This window comes from Nostoc sp. (assembly GCF_036917675.1).
In the GTDB taxonomy this organism is placed as follows: Bacteria; Cyanobacteriota; Cyanobacteriia; order Cyanobacteriales; family Nostocaceae; genus Nostoc.
Genome location: NZ_JBALCT010000051.1, coordinates 49190 through 69146, shown reverse-complemented (window position 1 = coordinate 69146; position 19957 = coordinate 49190). Strand labels below are relative to the sequence as shown.

Genomic DNA, 19957 nt, shown 5'->3' with positions numbered 1-19957 from the left:
TCCCCAAAGGTAGCCCGAGTTAACCTTTCGCCTCTTCTTGACGGAGAAGAGGATCATAGTGTTATAACGGCATCAGTCTAAATCCAAAATGGGGAACACCAATTGATAATTAATTGCTGGTGCTTGGAGAGAGTTAAACTTAGCTTTTAGAGCAAACCCTGATTAGACATAGTTGATAAGCAATGCTAATGCCAGCACTGCTGAATATTTTTAAGCAGGTGAGTCAAGAGTGATGAATGAAGCTGACACCTCAAACAAGGGGGCTGTGATCGAATCCCTAAATTCTGCTAATTCGCCACAATCAGAACAGGCGAGTTGCCCGTTTTACTCAGTTGTGCCTAATGACAATATGGCAGTTAGAAAACTGCCACTCCTCATGCCAGCTGAAGATACACAATTTTCACAAGACACCACCCAGCAGGACTGGGTTGCAGAGCCGGAAAGCGGCAAACAAGCACTTATTGACTCGGAATTTCAGAACCTGCTGGCATTGAACGAAGAATTGCGTGCGGCTAACAATAACTTGTATGAACAAGTGGAGCAGCTAAAAGACAATCTAGCTGAGTCTGAAAAGGTTTTGCAGTGGCAGAAAACGCGTTCTAGCGTTAGTGAGTCGATGCTCAACCAACATACTCAGGAATTGGCTGCGGCTCAAGAACAGATAAAATCCCTATTTCAACAATTAGAAACTGCTGTACAAACTGTTCAACGCCAGGAACTTTTTATTGATAGTTATAAAGCACAGCTACAAATTAGCCAACAACGCCTTGCCCAGTTAGAGCGAGAATGTACGTTGCTACACACTCACAATAACGAACAGTCTCAGCAGCTATTGCAATCAGAAAATGGTTGTCGGGAGTTACGTACTAGACTTATGCGACAACAACGCCAGACGCTGCAATTCAAAGCGGCTCTGGAAAAATGTCTAGATACATCGGTTCCTAGCTATGACTCCCTAGAAGATACTGCAAAACATCCCAAAGACATAACCAGTGGACAAGGAAGATTCTCTAAAAAAGCTCGGTCTTTGTTTCCTAACGCACAGCCAATTCAACCTTGGTCAACAGAACCAGAATCCTTGACTGATAATCTAGATAATTCTTGGGGCGAACCCTCAACACCACTCCCATTTCAAAGAAATGAAGCCACTCCGACAGCATCATCTTCTTGGAACTGGACAGTTAAGAAGGACACGCCAACGCCAGCACAACCCAGCGCCTCGCCAGAAATTGATGATTCCCCAGATACACCGGAAGTTGTTTCACCTTTGGGTTCATCAAACTTAGATCAGCAATTAGATAGTCTAATCCAAATGTTTTTCACCTCCCAGCCTGCATCTGCATCACCACCACCACCTACTGCGAAAACGGATGTGAATAGTAATCCGCCTATCTGGGATACTTTAGCAACAATCTTAGAAGACGATGAAGAACTAGAAAATCCACAGGAGGAGCAATTGGAAGCAGAAATTAATCCCCCTACTACCTCAACTTCTTGGACGACAGATTCTATGCTTTCACCAGCCGATAATTTACCAGTTTCCTATACTTCACCTCACACCGAGACACCTGTTGAAGAAACTGAAGATTACTGGTCAGATGTTTCACAATTGACACAGTTAGAACTATCGGCTACTGATTTGTCCCCAGAGTTATCAGGTGATAACACCAATGATGCGAATTCACCTTCACCGGTGGTTTATCCCCAGCGTCCACCCAAGGGGCGTAAGTCATTGGCATCGGTGGAACTGCCAAATTTTCGCCCCTTGGGTCAATAGGAGAGACGCGATGAATCGCGTCTGTACAAGAGTTTAGAGTCAAGTGATCAATGCCCAATGACTAATGACTAATGACTAATGACTAATTAAGAATCCTTGCTTCTGACTTCGGAATTATGGCTTCTGGGTTGGCTTTTGCTACTTGAGCGCGCGATCGCGGTTTGCCTGTGGCGATCGCATAATTAATCGTCAATAACCACAGCCATAATCCCGGATTCCGGGGTTCCACCCAAAAACCTACCCGATTTAAGAAGCGTCCAAACCAAGGACTCAGCAAAGCACTAACCAGGGCATGACGACCGAAGTTGAAATAACTACCAAGCCATCTGAGTAAATCCCTAGGCCCAGCAAGTTCCCAAATCCATAAAAGCAAGGCAGGATTTTTACTAGCTGCTTTGAGTGCTAGGCGGTTAAAGGTTAACCAATCACACCGATCTTTGATGAAGTTATCTGCCACTTCTACCGGTTCGTCTGCTAACAGCCCAAAAAAGGTGTTGAGCATAGAGTTAATCCGTTGCGGTGGTAAAAATTTCCCTGTGGGCACCATCATGCCTTTGGAAAATAGCCAAGTTACTGAAACGTTACTTTGGTAGGCGCGAATTTGGTTCAAGTGTCGGAAACTCAACAAGTCATGTTTGAGAGCAGTATCCAACAGTGTTGTTAAGCGCTCTAAGTTGCGAACTAGAGAACCAAAACCGGTGAAAACCAGGGGAGACTGGAGTGATGCGGCATCACCGATCGCAATCAATCGATCAAAGGCAACTGTGCGATCGCTACTCCCCACACTAAAATGCCCCGGTATATACCCAAATGTCGGCTTCTTCCACACCAATTTGTCCATATCGCACCTGCGATACTCTGGCAAAATCGTGAAAAAGTCCTCGTACATCTCCAGCAAGGAACCGGGATTTTCAGCATTGACTTCGTGGTAATGAAATAAATAAATCGTCAGTTCATCATCTGCTCCCGGAAACAGTTCCCAAATCAGCTGCCTTCCCCGCGAAATATCCCCATGACTGTAAAGAACGTCTCCATATTGGGAATCCCACACCCCAGGCTCAAATCCGCTCTCAATCGCCGCTCCCACTGTCGGACATACACTATCAAAAGCTCGACCACCATTTAATTGCCAAGCGATGGGGGATGCAGTTCCCATTGCATCTATTAGCAGTCGTCCACTTACTTGCTTCTCGCTTTGACTGGGTAAGTGCTTGACTTTCAGAAGTACTTGTGATACATCAATATCTGCACGGATAAACTCTGTTTCATCCCAAATATCACCGCCTGCCGCTTGCAGTTTTTGCCCACACATTTGGAGCCATTTTTCGGAATCTAAGCCTAAATTTAGGACTGTGGGTGTGTGGAGGACGGGCGATCGCAGTTTGGCTGGATTATTAGCATCAAAAAACTTATTGAATCCGTCTTTGTATTCCCTGGCAATGATGGTTTCTAACTCAGCGGGGGTGACTAAACCCAGGTTAACTAAACTTTGAATCTCATCGCGGGAAATATTCCATTCTCGGTTCATCCGCCCAAAGGGCATTCGTTCCACTAGCAGAACTTTATATCCCAGTTTTGCCATCAGTGCTGCATGAATCGCGCCTAGTGCGCCACCGATATAAATGATGTCGTACTGGGCATGGGGCATAGGGCATGGGGCATTGGTTGTTTCCCCCCTGCTCCCCTGCGAAAACAGAACTTGACGCGGCTGCTGCGGATTCCGTACCCCTTCGCGCCATCGTTGTTCCCACCAATAGGCACGCGTTAGGTCATATTCACCGTTGGGCATTTTCTGAAAATATTTGACCGTGAGGGGGTAAACAGAGCCTAGTGCTGCAAAAATCGATTGCTGGGATAAATCAATCGCTGGCGGTTCTGGGTAATGATGCGGAAAACGGCTTCTGATTTCTTTGGTTAGGCGTTGCAGAATTTGTCCTTCACTGGGAAAGGCTTGTTCTGCCCAACGAAACACTTTCAGATAGGTAGTTCGTTGCACCCACCAGACAAATACCGAAAGTTCCGCAGGCAAGTTTTCGGAAATAGCCCCGGTAGCAGTTGGAGTTGCTGTGGGGATTTTGAGGCGAAAGCCTTCCGAGGTAAGCACTTTTTCTCCATTTCCGGGTTCAAAATCTGTTTGTAACCAGCTACGCACAGTTGCTATATCCGAAGTTGGAACTTCTAAATAAAGAATTTCTCTCATCGTTTGCTGACATCTCCGTTCAATCTACTCACTAAGACAGATTTTATGAAGGCACAAAGTAAGGTAAACTCCGCCCTATTAGTTTCGTAAAGATTCAGTGAAGAAATTTTAAGAGTTTGTCAAAGTTATTGTTCATTTTGTATTTCTGTAAACCCACGCCATGAATTATCCCATTCCAGACAGTCCCCAAGAAATTGTTGCCCTGCGACAAAAGCCGATTGATGAAGAACTAGTTGCCAGTGCGATCGCTGGAGTAATTAAAATTGTCCGCGCTCAGGGTCAATCTTTGGAAGAATTAACCGCTCAGTTGCTAGCAGATGATCCACTGCTGGATCAGCAACAACGTCGCTGGTTGAGCCAATTAGTTGCCCAATCCTGGGAAAAGTTCTCCTAAACCTTGCATAGGATGAAGTTTTTGTCGCAGCATTAGATTTCTAGATATGCACCTAAATATTAGCGATGCCTGGGTTGGGCTGCGCCTACGCATTTTAGGTATAGGAGTAACAATAATTGCCAGTATGGGATTGGCAATTGGGTTGTTATTTTTGCATTCATGGCACAGAAGCCACTAACTTAACCATATCAGCACTGGGCGCTAGTACCGCCGTGAATTCAAAATTCACGCATTCAAAATTCAAACAGGTATACAGCGTAAGGGTTTCATTGATTTGGAATGGGTGGTTTATTTATGCCGTGCCGTACTAGTCAGGCAAAAGGTAAAAGGTAAAAGTAATTGTTTAAATATCCTATATTCAGTTTTCTGGCTGCTAAAAAATATTTGTAACGCTAATTGACCTTGAGCCACGATCGCACAAAAGTGTTGCACGATGATGGGAGGCGATCGCCTCCCATCTCAACGAAAAGCCTAAAATTTCATTACACTACATAGTGATTTTTGTCAACCAGAAGCTTTCAAAGCTGCTGACCCTTGGGATTGCAACAACAAACCGTATTCCAATCCTTCCACCACCGCTTGATAGGAAGCCGCCAAAATATTGGTAGAAACTCCTACCGTCGTCCAGCGTTGATGGCCATTGCCTGATTCCACCAACACACGGGTTTTTGCCGCAGTGCCCGTATGTCCGTTGAGAATCCGCACTTTGTAATCTGTCAAATCAAAGCTTGCTATTTGGGGATAAAAGTTCACCAAAGCCTTGCGTAAAGCCGCATCCAAAGCTGCCACCGGACCGTTACCTTCCGCCGCCTCCAAAATATTTTTCCCCTCAACAGCGACTTTGACTGTAGCTAGGGCATTGCTAGTTTCCTTCCCCTCAATCAAGTCACAGTGGACTTGGAAACCTTTGACTTCAAAAAACTGCTGACGATCTCCCAAAGCTTCGTGCATCAACAATACAAAACTTGCCTCTGCTGCTTCAAATTGAAATCCTTCACTCTCCAAATCTTTGAGACGCTGGAGAATTTCCCTGGCCTCTGCCTTTTGTTGATCGAGTTCAATGCCAAAACTACGGGCTTTGGCTAAAACATTGCTGAGTCCAGACTGTTCCGAAATCACAATGCGGCGAGAATTCCCGACTTGTTCCGGCTGAATGTGTTCGTAAGTTAGGGGATTACGTTCTACGGCTGATACATGAATACCGCCCTTGTGGGCAAAAGCTGAACGTCCCACAAAGGGGGCGTGTTCATCTGGTGCAAGGTTGACCACCTCACTGACAAAACGACTAGCTTCTGTAAGTTGTGTGAGCTGGTCTTCTGTGATACAACTGTAACCCGCCTTCAGTTGTAAATTGGGAATTAACGAACAGAGGTTAGCATTACCGCAACGTTCACCGTAACCATTAATTGTCCCCTGTACCATCTTTGCCCCTGCCATCACGGCAGCTATTGCGTTAGCAACCGCCATTTCCGAATCGTTATGAGTATGAATTCCAATTTGGGGCATTGGGGATTGGGCATTGGGGAGCCAGTGCGTTGCGGAGGTTCCCTCCGTTGAAGCAATTGGCGTCATTGGTGATCGGGTAGATTCTTTGCCCATGCCCCATGCCCCATGCCCCATGCCCCATTCCCCAGTCACCCTTACCACATCTTGCACAATTTGGCTAATTTCGTGGGGTAAAGTGCCGCCATTGGTATCACAGAGGACTAGCCATTCAGCACCAGATGCGATCGCCGCCTCTAATGTCTGTAAAGCATAATCTCGATTGTGCTTATAGCCATCAAACCAATGTTCGGCATCGTAGATAATCCGACGCCCTTGAGAACGGAGATACTCAATTGTGTCCCTAATCATCGCCAAATTTTCTTCTAATGTCGTTTTGAGTCCGGTTGTAACGTGTAAATCCCAAGACTTGCCAAAAATCGTTACCCAGCGAGTTCCCGCAGCCAAAATATCCTGTAGCATCGGTTCAGTTGCGGCAGTGGTGTTGGGGCGGCGAGTCGAACAGAAAGCCACAATTTCAGCTTGTTTTAGCGGATTTTCTTGGAGTTGCCAGAAAAATTGTACATCCTTGGGATTAGCACCAGGCCAACCGCCTTCAATGAAGGGAATTCCTAGTTGATCGAGTCTCTTGGCAATGCGTAACTTATCTTCTATCGATACTGATAGCCCCTCGCGCTGAGTGCCATCCCGTAGTGTAGTGTCATAGAGCCAAAGTTGAGGCGAGGAATTTGTGGTCATAAAACTGGGACCGACTATACAACTTTCGAGGCAATGTGTCAATATACAACAAATTGCCAGTTTGGCAATTTAAAAATGCCTAAAATACTAGATCAAGGTAAAACAATTGAGTGCGGACAGAGAAGCAATCTTGGAAAAGTTTTGCTGCAAAATGGTATTCACCTCTACAATGACGGTGCTAAGGTAATAATCTTTCGCGGCATTGGCAGTTGCGGTATCTGTACGGTTAAGGTAAAGAAACTAGGACACTAGAGATTAAACACAGCTTTGCTTTACCCTGTCTGGGCGCGGAGGGTTCTGGAGCCGACTCCACCCGATGAAACGTCAAATAAACTAAGGATGTCTAAGGATGTCAAGAGTTTATGTAGCAGAGCAAAGTATCAGCAGCGAATTGGCGTGATCGAGCACGGCGTTCGCCTAAGCGCATTCGCTTCCTCCCCATTCTCCTACAACAGACATACGTTTAGCCTATCAAACTCTAGTTTTAGGCGATGTGAAAGTGACAAAGTTTGATGGATTTTGGGGACAAGGTTCTCGAATAGTGTGGACACCAAAAGGTTAAAAAGGAGTTAAGACAAGATGGGTAGATGGACACCCTTAATTTTAATGGCTGGAGGTTTGGCCATTCTGCTTGGTACATTACTGGGCATCAACTTTCCAATGGGCGTACAAAGCGCTAACGCTCCCGGTGACAAAAAATCACAAGTCCTGCCAGCGAATATCAATGTTAATAGCAGTGCTGGCAGCAAGAATGATGAAACTGCAACTGAAGGAAATGAAACAACTCAAACAAACCAGACCAGACGCAGTATTGTAGCCCCAAGACTTGACAAGAGAAGTAGCGTTGCCCAGAATCCTAGCGATGACTCAACATCACCTGCTGACAGTACAACAGATGGCAGTACAGATACCTCAGGAACAGACACGCCATCCAGCAATACAAATCAAGGCAACGAACCAATTCGCGCCTTGTGGTAACGATAGATCCGTTTTTAGTTACGAGTTATAAGTTATAAGTTATGTACTAATGACTAATGACTAATGACCAATGACTAATGACTAGTGAGATTGTAATTATTGGTGGCGGCGTTATTGGTTTAGCGATCGCCATTGAACTAAAACTGCGCGGGACAGGTGTTACCGTGATTTGTCGTGACTTCCAGGCTGCCGCTACCCACGCCGCCGCCGGAATGTTGGCACCAGATGCGGAAAACATCCCAAATGGGGCAATGCGTTCCTTGTGTTGGCGATCGCGTGCTTTATATCCCGACTGGACGCGCAAATTAGAAGAAATAACTGGCTTAAATACTGGGTATCGGCCTTGCGGTATCCTCGCACCCGTCTTTGAAGAAGAGAGGGGCATGGGGTATGGCGCATTGGACATTGGAAAAACTCCTCCCACTCCCCCCTCATCCCCGGCTTACTGGTTAAACAAAGAGGCAATTCATCAATATCAGCCAGGATTGGGAGCAGAGGTAGTTGGTGGCTGGTGGTATCCTGAAGACGCGCAAGTTGATAATAAGGCTCTAGCTCATGTATTGTGGACGGCGGCTGAGTCTGTTGGTGTTGAACTCAAAGACGCTATTACAGCAGAAGCGTTTTTACAGCAGCAAGGACAAGTGGTTGGCGTACAAACCAATGCTGGAATAATTCGCGCCGCGCACTATGTTTTAGCTTCAGGTGCTTGGTCAAATGAGTTATTACCACTACCCGTCCGCCCCAGAAAAGGACAAATGCTGAGTGTGCGGATACCAGAATTTGTACCAGAATTGCCCTTAAAGCGGGTTTTGTTCGGACAAGATATTTACATCGTACCAAGACGCGATCGCCTCGTTATTGGGGCAACAAGCGAAGACGTTGGCTTCATCCCCGACAACACCCCAGAAGGCATTCAAACATTATTACAAGCTGCCATCCGGCTATATCCCCAACTAAAGAATTATCCCATCCAGGAATTCTGGTGGGGATTTCGTCCAGCCACCCCTGATGAGTTACCCATCCTTGGCACAAGCCATTGTCAAAATTTAACCCTTGCTACTGGTCATTACCGCAATGGGATTCTACTTGCACCCGTAACAGCCGCATTGATTGCCGATTTAATCTTGCAACAAAAATCTGACCCCCTACTTGCTGATTTTCACTATTCACGCTTCCAGTCCAAGCCATCTACCTCCATCCCAATGCTGACTCACTCTGCCAATTTCTCCAACGGGCATCATCCTGCTATATCTCCCCAACACTCCCCACTGATTATTGCTGGCAAAACTTTCCAATCACGCTTGATGACTGGAACTGGTAAGTATCGCAGCATTGAGGAAATGCAGCAAAGCATCGCCGCCAGCGATTGCCAGATTGTCACCGTAGCAGTACGACGGGTACAAACCAAAGCTCCTGGACATGAAGGTTTAGCTGAAGCCTTAGATTGGACGAAAATTTGGATGTTACCCAATACCGCAGGTTGTCAAACTGCTGAAGAGGCGATTCGGGTAGCGCGTTTGGGGCGAGAAATGGCGAAATTGTTAGGACAGGAAGATAATAACTTCGTAAAGTTAGAAGTAATACCTGACCTTAAGTATTTACTCCCAGACCCGATTGGGACGCTGCAAGCAGCAGAACAACTAGTTAAAGAAGGCTTTGCAGTATTGCCCTATATCAACGCTGACCCCATGTTAGCCAAGCGCTTAGAAGATGTAGGTTGTGCGACAGTCATGCCTTTGGCATCGCCAATTGGATCTGGACAAGGGCTGAAAACAACTGCTAACATCCAAATCATCATCGAAAATGCAGGTGTGCCAGTGGTGGTAGATGCTGGTATTGGTTCACCCTCAGAAGCCGCCCAAGCAATGGAATTGGGAGCAGATGCCTTGTTGATTAATAGTGCGATCGCTCTTTCTCCAAACCCAGCAGCAATGGCTCGTGCCATGAATTTAGCAACAGTCGCCGGCCGTCTAGCATACCTTGCTGGTAGGATGCCCATCAAAGATTACGCCAGTCCTAGTTCTCCTCTGACTGGGACAATTACTAGTTAGGAAATGGGGCAATGCCTAATGCCCAATGCCCAATGCCCAATGCCCAATGCCCAATGCCCAATGCCCAATGCCCAATGCCCAATGCCCAATGCCCAATGCCCAATGCCCAATGCCCAATCCCTAAATGTAACGATTTGTCTAGCAGTTTCAGAGCGGATTTAGCATTTATGTAACATTAAATGAACGATAAAGATAAAGGAATTAATTCATGCCCTATACCAATGAAGAAGGCGGCCTTTTAAATAATTTTGCCCGGGAACCAAAGATTTATCAAGCAGAACCTCCCACGGAAGGGCAAAAACGAACTTATCTTTTCTTAGGAATCGCCGCTACAGCTATGGTTGCTGGCTTGATTCTAGTCGCCTTCTTTGTTTCTAAGATTAGTTGAGCATAAAACATCTTAATAAAATTTTATCTTTTATAGTTTAGTTTTTCAGGTTCCGATTTTAAGAGGGGCCTGCTTTTTTATTTTTTGCTAAAATTGAGTTAGCGATTAAAGTATAATTATATACTTTTTTATTTTTATAGACCTGAAGGCTCAATTTATCCTAAGCCGCATAACATCCACTTAAAAATCATTTTTATTATGAGTTTAGCCCACTTTGATGCGCCCAGAAAGGTTATATCTACTGTGTTTTGGCTCTTTAGCCGCCATGAGCGTGAATGATACTGCACACAACGATAATTTTGCTTGGAATCGGCAAGTATACCAGCGCCTGAAACTTGCCCTAAGTCTTGGCTTACGACGACAACTTTTTTTAGCTGTATGTGATGATTTACACTTAAGAAACCAAGTAGCAGCCCGTTTGCATTCTACATTGGCTTATCCTGTTGGACAAGTGCTATATCAGTCATCAAATTCCCAGGAAAATAGCACTCCAGCTTATCCGCGATTAGTGACGTTGCGTTTGAATTTAAACGATCCCAATCCCATCGTTCAGATAAATCAATGGTTGGCAAATTATCCACCGCCAATTGTTGGAGCTTCAAAAGATACTCCAGGAAGACCTTTTCCAATACCAGCATTTCAAATTGTCGGCGTGGAGCAGCTAACTAAGCAACCAGTGGCAACACAACGGTTATTTTTGCACTACCTCCGCTTAAGCGAACAATATTTCTCTACACAAGAATCTAGCCGATTTCTAGAATCTAACTTGCTGCTGTGGATACCGCGTCCTTGGCTATCTGCTATCAAGCAATCAGCACCACAGTTTTGGCGTTGCCGTACTGGCCTATTTGCGTTTGCCGGAGAACCCACACCAGCGACTCAGAATTCGGGCTATCCAGAACGTTTTTCACGTTCTGGAAGCTTGGATTTAGGGAATGTTGAGCAGTCGATTCTAGATGAATCAGTTACCCAAGCAGAACTCAGAACCGCAGCCAGCGAGTTAAAGTTTGAAAATAATTCCGATTTTCTGGCAGAAACACAAGTACACGAAACTCAGGAAGCTTCGCCGTCAACAGTCGATTTATTGAAGACTGCGCCACAACAGCAGGAATCTACTAATAGGTCTGCTAGTGGGAGTAATAATCAATCGCTGTCGTCTTTATCTCATATTAGTAGGGAGTTAACGGAGCTAGTAATCGCAACAATCAACACAAGTATTGCTCAAGATACAGAGAATTATTTACAACCGCAGCAGATTTTGTTGGAGATTGAAGAATTACACCAAAAGCAAGTTCCAGGGGAGGTACTGGCAGAAGCTTATCATCGCTTGGGCAGCTTATACCGCCTTCGCATTGAGCAAAGAGAGTCAACTTTAGAAAACCTGATGGTGGCAATTATTGCCTATGAGGAGGCAATTAGCTATGACGAAAGCTCACCGCAACTCCCAGATATCTTAAATGATTTGGGTACACTCTACTGGATGCTATACCGCACACCACCGAATTCTGAGGAGGGACAAACTTATATAGAGCAGGCAATAGAATTTTATCAGTTGGCATTAAAGATGATTTCGCCTCAGACACATTCGGAAACTTACGCTCGTGTGCAAAATAATTTGGGGGCAGCTTATGGTGATTTAGCTCGTTTTTCTCAACCATCTGAAAATTGGCAGCAAGCAGTTTTAGCTTACAGTGAAGCACTCAGCTATCGTACAGCCGATATGGACTCATTAAAGTATGCGGCTTGCCAGAATAATTTGGGTACTGCTTACTGGCATCTAGGGCAATACAATCAACCGATTGTGCATTTCAAGAAAGCGATCGCAGCTTACAACGAAGCACTTCTACACTACAACCCCGAAGAGGAGCCGCTCAAATATGGCATGATTCAAAATAATATCGGTACTGCCTGTTGGAATCTGGCACAATACGAACAACCTGCCCAAAATCTCCAGCTAGCGATAGATGTTTATAGCGAAGCTCTTAAGTATCGCACTCCAGCTAATGTTCCCAGTGCCTGTGCTGCTACACAAAATAATCTGGGTACTGCCTACTGGCATCTAGCAAACCTATCTCAGACAACTAAAGAGGCACGGCAAAAGTATCTGCAACTATGTATCAGCGCTTATGAAGAAGCTATAGCCTTGGCTCACTCACTTAGCGGTATTCCTTTAAGTTTTGATTTGTTTGCCTCTTATAATAATCTGGGACTAGCCCATTATCAGCTAGTAATAGATAAGTCTTTTAATGGCGACAAAGCAACACGTTCTGAACACTTAGAAGTAGCATTAGATAACCATTTGCAAGCCTTAAACGGATTAAGTAAACAACCAGAGGCTTATCAAACAACCTTCACTTATGTGGTGAAAACTATTCGTGCTTTTCATAATGAATTAGGGATAGAGGGACAAAATCTGGCTTTATCTAAAGTTCCTAGTCAGTTGTTGCCAAAGATTTTGTCAAAGTTATAACGTAACCAGAAAGGAGTAACTTGATATCAACTTGACAATTAATCAGGTAACCAACTAAGGTAGCGATGTCTAAGACGGGCTATTCGGCGTCGCAATTACTGTTTTACCAATTATAAAGTAGTGAAATATTTGAAAAACCCATAAAGTCAGATTCATAAATATAAATTCTTCATCAAGATATTTTTGTATATATATTATAAAAAGTACAATAAAATATTGGCGTATTTTCCGTAAATTTACTAACGTAGACTGGAAATCTAATTGAGAGAAGCTCCAGGATGAGAATTGAAACCTAAGTTATGAAACTAAGTTTGGTTTTTGCTACTGCTATATCTAGTTTTTTTGTGAGTGCGATCGCAGGATTTGGTTTCTCTAATCAAGCAAATGCTCTCACTTTTTCTGGTATCTCTAGTGCTACATGGGGAGAACCTACTCCAGGAAGTATAGATACTGATCCCATATATACAGGTGTCGGAAGCAACACATTTAATTGGGGTGATTATAATGTGTGTCCAGCAAGTCCAAATACTCCTAGTGGATGTAGAATAACAGGCTCAAATAAACTAACCTTTAATGGAAGTTCATTTTCAACTGACATTAACTCTGCATTCAAAATAGCTGATTTAACTTACTTTAATGGAACGGTATTTCTAGGTACAAGCGTTGAATTTGTACCTTTAAATATCAATGTATCCTTCAGCCTTCCCACTGAAATCAGCGAAGTGTTTGACTTCAAGTTCCATCTAGAAAATACACTTAATGAAGCAACAGATCCTGAAAAAAGTGCAGACTTTGTATTTATAGACACAAATTTGAGTAATCACAGTTTTACCTTTGAAGGCAATAAATACACGCTTGAGCTAACTGGCTTTAATCCAGATGTTAGCCAGATAAGTATTAAGGCTCTTGAAGGAGCCACAACTACAACAGCTATTTATGCCAAAATCAAAACCGTACCCGAACCTGCAACAGTCGCGGGTTTATTCCTGCTAGGGATATACCTGATATCTCGGAAAAAATTCGGCCACGTTGATGAAACACAAAGGCAGCATTGATTGCTGCGATCGCATCAAAAATTTGTAGGACTAAACCTTTCAAGGTGACTCGTAAAATCTCTTGAAAATTAAAACCCGCGCTGGCGGGTTTCGTTTTTATGGTTGTGCGACTTCTAATTGCCAAGATATAATTCGAGTTTGGCTAGTTGCGTAGGCGTAGCCCGTCCTAGACATCGCGATCGCTTGACCTAGACCGAGGTATCAAAAATTCAATATATGTACCTATAGTAAATTTTGTTAAATCTAGAAATTGAGGGCGACTCTTCTCGTCGATAACTGCAAGTGTGAGAGAACCAATCACCGTAATCAGCATTACAGTAGCTAACACTTCATCTCTAAAAGGAAATTTCTTGGATAACATTGAAGTACCCCAAATCGCTTGAATTACTACATTCCTAGCTTTACAGGCGGGTGGTTGTTGTAGGCTTAAATACAGGCTTATGATATGAGTGACTTATGTATGCGATGGGGATGAATTGCCAAATTGGCAGTTAAAATCAGCAAAAGTGTAGTGGTTAGCTTATGTCCGGGCGATCGCTTTGCAGTTCTCCAGAAGGTATCCAAAAAGCAAAAAAAGCTTTGATCCGCTGTTCCTTAACTCAAAAGGCATTAGCTGAAGATTTAGGAATTACTCGACAGCCGATCGGAAAATTCTTTACAGGTAAACCTGTTGACCGCAATTTCTTTGTCCAGATTTGCGACAGGCTAGACCTAGAGTGGGAAGAAATAGTTGCTGAACCAGTTAGTGAACCAGAGGTAAATCAAGACAACAGCATTGATATTGATGCGATCGTGCAAGAGGTGCGCGAAAAGATAAAATCCCTCATTCAAGAACGTTGCGGCACAATGCGGGGGCCAGCGATGAGTCAACCCATTGGATTGAATGACATTTACACCAGCGTCAATATATTAGAGAAAATCACTGAGCTACAACGGTTAGGAATTAATGAATTATTGCAACAGTGTACTAGCGAAGATTTTGACCGCTTTGGACTGGGCAGAATTACTCAACAACGAGTACCAGGACTAAAGGCTGTAGAAAAATATTCCAAGTTGATCATTTTGGGTAAGCCAGGGGCAGGTAAAACCACGTTTTTGAAGTATTTAGCAATTCAGTGTATTGGAGGTGAATTTCAGGCTGAACGTGTACCGATTTTTGTCACCCTCAAAAATTTTGCGGAAGCTGCAAACGAACCCCGATTGCTAGAATACATCACCGAAGAATCTATAAATCCTATCTCTTCTATCCGAGATGTAATAACTTATGGCAAGGCATTAGTGTTACTCGATGGGTTGGATGAGGTTAGAGAAGAGGATAGTAACCGTGTATTAAAAGAAATTCGTGAGTTTTCTGATCGTTTTCCAAAAAATCAGTTTGTCATGACCTGCCGGATTGCAGCACGAGAGTATATCTTTGAGAAGTTCACAGAGGTGGAAGTTGCTGATTTTGACGATGACCAAATTTTCAACTTTACCAATAACTGGTTTAAGGATAAAGCTGTAAAACCAGAGATTTTTATCAAACGTCTCGAAGAAAATAACCGTATCAAACAACTTGCTGCAAGTCCGCTGCTGCTGACGTTACTTTGTTTAGCATTTGAAGAGTCAGGGGATTTTCCTGCAAATCGTTCTGAGTTATATAAAGAAGGACTGGATGCGTTATTGAAAAAATGGGATGCCAAGCGGGGAATTCAACGCGACCAGATTTACAAAAAGCTATCAGTCCAACGCAAAGAAGATTTACTCAGCAAAATGGCGTTGACTAGCTTTGAGGGGAGTGACTATTTCTTCAAGCAGAAAGTAGCAGAACAATACATTACAGAATACATCCGCAATTTACCTGATGCTAATACTGACGCAGAAGCATTGCAAGTTGACAGTGGGCAAGTTTTGCGTTCAATTGAACATCATCATGGACTAGTTGTAGCAAGGGCAAAAGGGATTTACTCATTTTCCCACCTGACATTTCATGAGTATTTCACAGCTAGAGAATTTGTGGTTGTAAGACAATCATCAGAGGAAGCGTTGCAAAATCTTGTTAGCCACATCACTGAGAAACGCTGGCGGGAAGTCTTTTTACTTGCGGTTGGAATGTCGCCAAATGCGGATCGTGTATTGTTATTGATGAAAGATCAAGTCGATTCGCTTTTAGCTAATGATGAGAAATTGGAGCAGTTTCTAAAGTGGATAAGTAAAAAATCTCTTTCAGTTAACGTTCCTTACCAGTTAGCAGTTATTCGCGAGTTTTACTTTGCTTTTATACTGGGAGGTAATCTTTCTCTTGGTAATAGCTGTATAGGAATCGACCTTGATTTTTGTCTTATCTCTTACCCTGGAATCTGGAAAGCCATTCATAGCGACGATACTAGAGATTATTTTGAGTGTAATCTGGTACTTAGTCCTAAACTTCAACTTTGTTTTAATTTTAAGCAAAAAAAAGATGATTATATTAGTAAATTAACTTACAGTCTTATTTCTGGTCTAAAATCAGCATTGCTACCACTCATAAACCAACTACCTGAAACAAAAACAGATTTCGATATCCATAAACAATGGTGGAAAACAAACGGTCAAAACTGGACTCAGCAATTAAGAGCAGTAATAATGAGCTATCGTAGTATTGATAGTGATTGGCAGTTTAGCAAGCACCAGAAAGGATTACTTAACAAGTATTACCATGCTAATTTATTGTTGGTAGATTGCCTAAATAGCGATTGTTATGTCAACCGTGAAGTACGAGAGCAAATAGAAGACACCTTGCTATTACCGATCGCAGAGATTAAACAGCGCCAGCAGCAATCTTAAATACACATATAGCAGATAGTTGATCTTTCAGTCCCACAGGTAAATCATTCGTTAAGAAACCGAAAATATTTCCCAAGTCCTAGCAAATAAATCTAGAATAGAAGCAAGAGTTTGCAGTCAGCCCATTCGCCTCTATTCAGTGGTGTAGATATGTGAACGTAAACAATGAAACAACTCTGGAAACTATTAGACTTATTTTGCGTCACGTCAGGATCTCACCCTCTATTTGCTGACGCACATTAACAGGATACAAATTCTGAGCAGCGAGATATCCGATAGGCGTAGCTGCAATAAATACTCCACGTCGTATAAGCACCTTTACCTTCGGAATACGCCTATAGACAGGTTCAAAAACAATCAGAAACAAACTCAGTGAATCCCCGTCATTATATACATCACATACACAAAGGATAACCCTCTTATGAGTCGCCTACATCAATGGAAATTTGGAACTGCTGCACTTATGGCAATGACCGTTACTACAAGCGTCATTAGCCCCCTATTTAGCTTGGCTCCTGCTAATGCACAATATAGAATTGGGCAAGACAGAATTGGGCAATACGGAAACACGACCATTCCTTCTGGGGTTTCTTTTCCTGTCACCTACGAAAAAGAAACAATTACGATAGCTCCTGGAGAAACTAAATCTCTAACCTTGAGAATAGCCAACAACATTCTCGACAGAAATAGAAATGTCTTGATTCCTGCTGGTACTAAAGTAATTGGACAGCTAGAATCTGTTGACTTAGATAATAGTTATTCAAGAGATACAGATGATAACAAAGGAAAAGGCGTGCGGTTTGTAGCTCAAGAATTAGAATTTTCCAATGGTCAGCGTCAGTCGATTAATGCAACTTCCCGGACATACACCACAACTGAAAGAGTTTCACAGGGTCCCAGTACAAATCAGGTTTTAACTGACGCAGCTATTGGTGGGGGTGCTGGTCTTTTAGGTTCACTAATTACTGGCAACCACAGAATTGACGATTTAAAACCTGTTATCGGTGCGGCTGCGGGTGCGGGTGCGAGTGTGCTGTTACGGAAAAAACAAGGAAATGCCTTTGTCCTCAGACCTGCACAGGATTTAAAGATCACACTGAATTCTAACTTGAATTTAGTACCACAATCCCGCTACTAAATTTAACTCAATTCAAATCGTGACTTTAATCACCCATGATCGGCGATCGCCACTTTAACTATAGTGTGCGATCGCCTTCATTTTTAACCCAAAAAATTCTATTTTCCAGCAACTATTCTATTTCTGTATCGTCTGACTCGATATCGATATTTATGGGAATACTTATTTAATTGTGCTATGGGGGCAGATAGGAAAGTCGGCTCTATTGTAGTCTCTATCTAAAAAAGTATTCAAAATTCCTGAATATCCTGATATTTTGATTGAAGAGTAGCGATAAAGGAGTATTTTCTTGTGGTAATACAAGGTTTAAGTTTCAGTGCATATCTGGCAATTCCCGTGGCGTTAAGTCTTTTGGCTGGGGGAGAAAGGATAAAACCATCTTTAGTTGAAAACGTCCGTCAGGTATCCACTACCAGCCGCGAGCTAATCAGCACTAATACGACTCCGAAAACATACTATGTTAGTGGTACTGGAAACGACAAAAATAGTGGAGTTTCTGCTTCATCCGCCTTTCGGACAATTCAAAAGGCAGCAGATATGACTAACCCTGGCGACACAGTATTGATTATGAACGGAGTATACACAAATTTACCCAAAGCTGGGAGTGTAGTAAATATTAAACGTTCTGGAAATGCCAAAGCATGGATTAGTTATAAAGCATATCCTGGCCATTTCCCAAAAATTCAGCACAATACATGGCACGGTATCCTGGTTTCAAATGGAGCTTCATATATCGAGATAAACGGGCTGGAAGTCGTCGGGAACAATGCCAATGTAACCCTTGATTATGCGAGGAGTCAGAAGACTAACAAAGCAAACCCACTGACGAACGGAAACTGCATAAGCATTGAGGGACGAACCAATGGTCATGTTCATCACATCCGTATTCTGAACAACAAAGTGCATGACTGTGGAGGAGGAGGTATCTCAGTGATTCAATCGGACTATGTGACAGTAGATCATAATGTGGTGTTCGATAATGCCTGGTACTCAGTCTATGGTAATAGTGGTATTTCGATGTTGAGCAATTGGAATTCTGACAACAATCAGGGATACAAGATGTTTATTACCAACAACAAGACTTACAACAATCGGATGTACATCCCTTGGATTGCAGTCGGAAGGATCACAGATGGTAATGGCATTATTATCGATAGTTCCAAAAATGGTAATAACCCCCAATTGGGTGCATATACAGGACGTACTTTAGTAAAAAACAATCTGACATTTTATAATGGTGGTTCAGGTATTCATGCATTTTTTAGCGCTCATGTTGATATTGTAAATAACACTGCGGTTTTAAATAATCAGAGTCCAGAAATTAAAGGCGCGCAAATATATGCTAATGCATCAGATGATGTCAAGATTCTAAATAACATTCTCTATGCGTATCCTGGCAAGGAGATTAATAGTAACATAAAAAATCAAAACGTTATTTATGATTATAATATCTACCTCAATAGTTCTAAGATAAGTGTTAAGGGTCCTCACGATATTGTTGCAGACTCGGAGTATTTAAGTAAGCATCCCACTCTAGAAAAAACATCTGACGATTGGACGCAGGTAGATAAACAAAATCCGCCAACGCGAACTTATGTAAAGCCTAAGTTGACAGCTTTTGTTTGTGATCCAGTGAGTTATAGTTTGCAAGAGAAACTCATCAAAGTGGGATGCTCCCCGCAATCTTCTGCTGAAACGGCTCAAACGACTCCAACTACTTTTTCTGATGTTTCATCTAACTATTGGGCAGCACCATTTATTCAACAATTGTCACAGCGAGGTGTAATTGTCGGATTTCCTGATGGTAGCTTCCGCCCTGAAGAACCGGTGACACGCGCTCAATTTGCCGCGATGGTCAACAAAGCTTTCCAAAAAGCACAGCAACGGCAGGCAATCAATTTTACTGATGTACCCAGCAACTATTGGGGATTCAGTGCCATTCAGCAAGCTTATACCATTGATTTCTTATCAGGTTATCCTCATAATCGCTTTGAGCCTAACCAAACTATTCCCCGCGATCAGGTTTTGGTTTCCCTCGCTAACGGTCTGAAATATGCTGCTGGCGGCAATACCGAAAGCACTCTGCAATATTTCAACGATGCCTCTAATATCCCTAGCTATGCCCGTACCCCGATCGCCGCAGCAACCCAGAAGCAAATTGTGGTCAACTATCCGAATGTCAAGTTACTAAATCCAACTGCAACTGCTACACGCGCCCAGGTAGCAGCTTTTATTTACCAGGCGTTGGTTAGTTCTAATCAAGCTTCAGCAATTAACTCGCCCTACATCGTGTCAAACCTCAGCAATTAACTGCCCGACATCAGCAAGTGGTGACTTTAATCACCCCTGATCGGCGATCGCCACTTTAAATATAGTGTGCGATCGCTTTCATTTTTAACCCGAAAAATTCTATTTAACAGCAACTATTCTATACTCTATATCGTCTCCCCCAGTATCCAT

General features: G+C 43.1%; 13 protein-coding genes and 3 pseudogenes. 13 read left to right on the top strand and 3 right to left on the bottom strand.

Features of this window, described 5'->3' with window-relative positions; genetic code table 11:
- Positions 1–232: 232 nt before the first annotated feature.
- Positions 233–1777, top strand: a complete 1545-nt coding sequence (locus V7K31_RS18315) for a hypothetical protein (protein ID WP_335095844.1) — start codon at positions 233–235, stop codon at positions 1775–1777.
- 82 nt (positions 1778–1859) lie between these two features.
- Here V7K31_RS18315 and V7K31_RS18310 read toward each other — a convergent pair whose 3' ends face one another.
- Complete coding sequence (locus tag V7K31_RS18310) at positions 1860–3977, bottom strand: NAD(P)/FAD-dependent oxidoreductase (protein WP_335095843.1); 2118 nt, start codon at positions 3975–3977, stop codon at positions 1860–1862.
- Positions 3978–4137: 160 nt separating this feature from the next.
- Here V7K31_RS18310 and V7K31_RS18305 point away from each other — a divergent pair, with 160 nt between their 5' ends.
- Complete coding sequence (locus V7K31_RS18305; protein ID WP_292824491.1) at positions 4138–4371, top strand: hypothetical protein; 234 nt, start codon at positions 4138–4140, stop codon at positions 4369–4371.
- Between the two features lie 504 nt (positions 4372–4875).
- On the opposite strand, the gene cimA is transcribed toward V7K31_RS18305, so the two are convergent.
- Positions 4876–6612: a citramalate synthase gene (gene cimA, locus V7K31_RS18300; protein ID WP_335095841.1), complete on the bottom strand. Its 1737-nt coding sequence runs from the start codon at positions 6610–6612 to the stop codon at positions 4876–4878.
- A gap of 75 nt (positions 6613–6687) precedes the next feature.
- Between cimA and V7K31_RS18295 the strand changes: the two are divergent.
- The 8 genes and pseudogenes from V7K31_RS18295 to V7K31_RS18260 form a co-directional block, all read left to right on the top strand.
- Positions 6688–6846: pseudogene (locus V7K31_RS18295) on the top strand (2Fe-2S iron-sulfur cluster-binding protein); the annotation flags it as partial.
- Between the two features lie 134 nt (positions 6847–6980).
- Positions 6981–7174: pseudogene (locus V7K31_RS18290) on the top strand (2Fe-2S iron-sulfur cluster-binding protein); the annotation flags it as partial.
- A 17-nt stretch (positions 7175–7191) separates the two neighbouring features.
- The gene (locus V7K31_RS18285) at positions 7192–7590 is read left to right on the top strand and encodes a hypothetical protein (RefSeq protein WP_335095838.1); all 399 of its coding nucleotides are present in this window, start codon (positions 7192–7194) and stop codon (positions 7588–7590) included.
- 77 nt (positions 7591–7667) lie between these two features.
- Positions 7668–9641 carry a glycine oxidase ThiO gene (gene thiO / locus V7K31_RS18280; protein ID WP_335095836.1) on the top strand — a complete coding sequence of 658 codons (1974 nt, stop codon included), beginning with the start codon at positions 7668–7670 and terminating at the stop codon, positions 9639–9641.
- Between the two features lie 3 nt (positions 9642–9644).
- Complete coding sequence (locus tag V7K31_RS18275; protein ID WP_335095834.1) at positions 9645–9803, top strand: hypothetical protein; 159 nt, start codon at positions 9645–9647, stop codon at positions 9801–9803.
- A 46-nt stretch (positions 9804–9849) separates the two neighbouring features.
- Positions 9850–10029, top strand: coding sequence for a photosystem II assembly protein Psb34 (psb34, locus tag V7K31_RS18270; protein WP_335095831.1), 180 nt, complete (start codon positions 9850–9852; stop codon positions 10027–10029).
- Positions 10030–10294: 265 nt separating this feature from the next.
- On the top strand, positions 10295–12499 hold the full coding sequence (locus V7K31_RS18265; protein ID WP_335095830.1) for a tetratricopeptide repeat protein: 2205 nt from the start codon (positions 10295–10297) through the stop codon (positions 12497–12499).
- 299 nt (positions 12500–12798) lie between these two features.
- Positions 12799–13554 carry a choice-of-anchor K domain-containing protein gene (locus tag V7K31_RS18260; RefSeq protein WP_335095829.1) on the top strand — a complete coding sequence of 252 codons (756 nt, stop codon included), beginning with the start codon at positions 12799–12801 and terminating at the stop codon, positions 13552–13554.
- A gap of 166 nt (positions 13555–13720) precedes the next feature.
- Here V7K31_RS18260 and V7K31_RS18255 read toward each other — a convergent pair whose 3' ends face one another.
- Entirely contained in the window at positions 13721–13915 is a 195-nt protein-coding gene (locus tag V7K31_RS18255) for a hypothetical protein (RefSeq protein WP_335095828.1), read from the bottom strand.
- A gap of 161 nt (positions 13916–14076) precedes the next feature.
- Here V7K31_RS18255 and V7K31_RS18250 point away from each other — a divergent pair, with 161 nt between their 5' ends.
- From V7K31_RS18250 to V7K31_RS18240, 3 genes and pseudogenes are all read left to right on the top strand, one after another.
- Positions 14077–16359 carry an NACHT domain-containing NTPase gene (locus tag V7K31_RS18250; protein ID WP_335095827.1) on the top strand — a complete coding sequence of 761 codons (2283 nt, stop codon included), beginning with the start codon at positions 14077–14079 and terminating at the stop codon, positions 16357–16359.
- A gap of 421 nt (positions 16360–16780) precedes the next feature.
- A complete protein-coding gene (locus V7K31_RS18245; RefSeq protein ID WP_335095826.1) occupies positions 16781–17497 on the top strand; it encodes a conjugal transfer protein TrbI in 717 nt (238 codons plus the stop codon).
- A 1713-nt stretch (positions 17498–19210) separates the two neighbouring features.
- Positions 19211–19792 (top strand): annotated as a pseudogene (locus V7K31_RS18240) (S-layer homology domain-containing protein); the annotation flags it as partial.
- Positions 19793–19957: the final 165 nt, after the last annotated feature.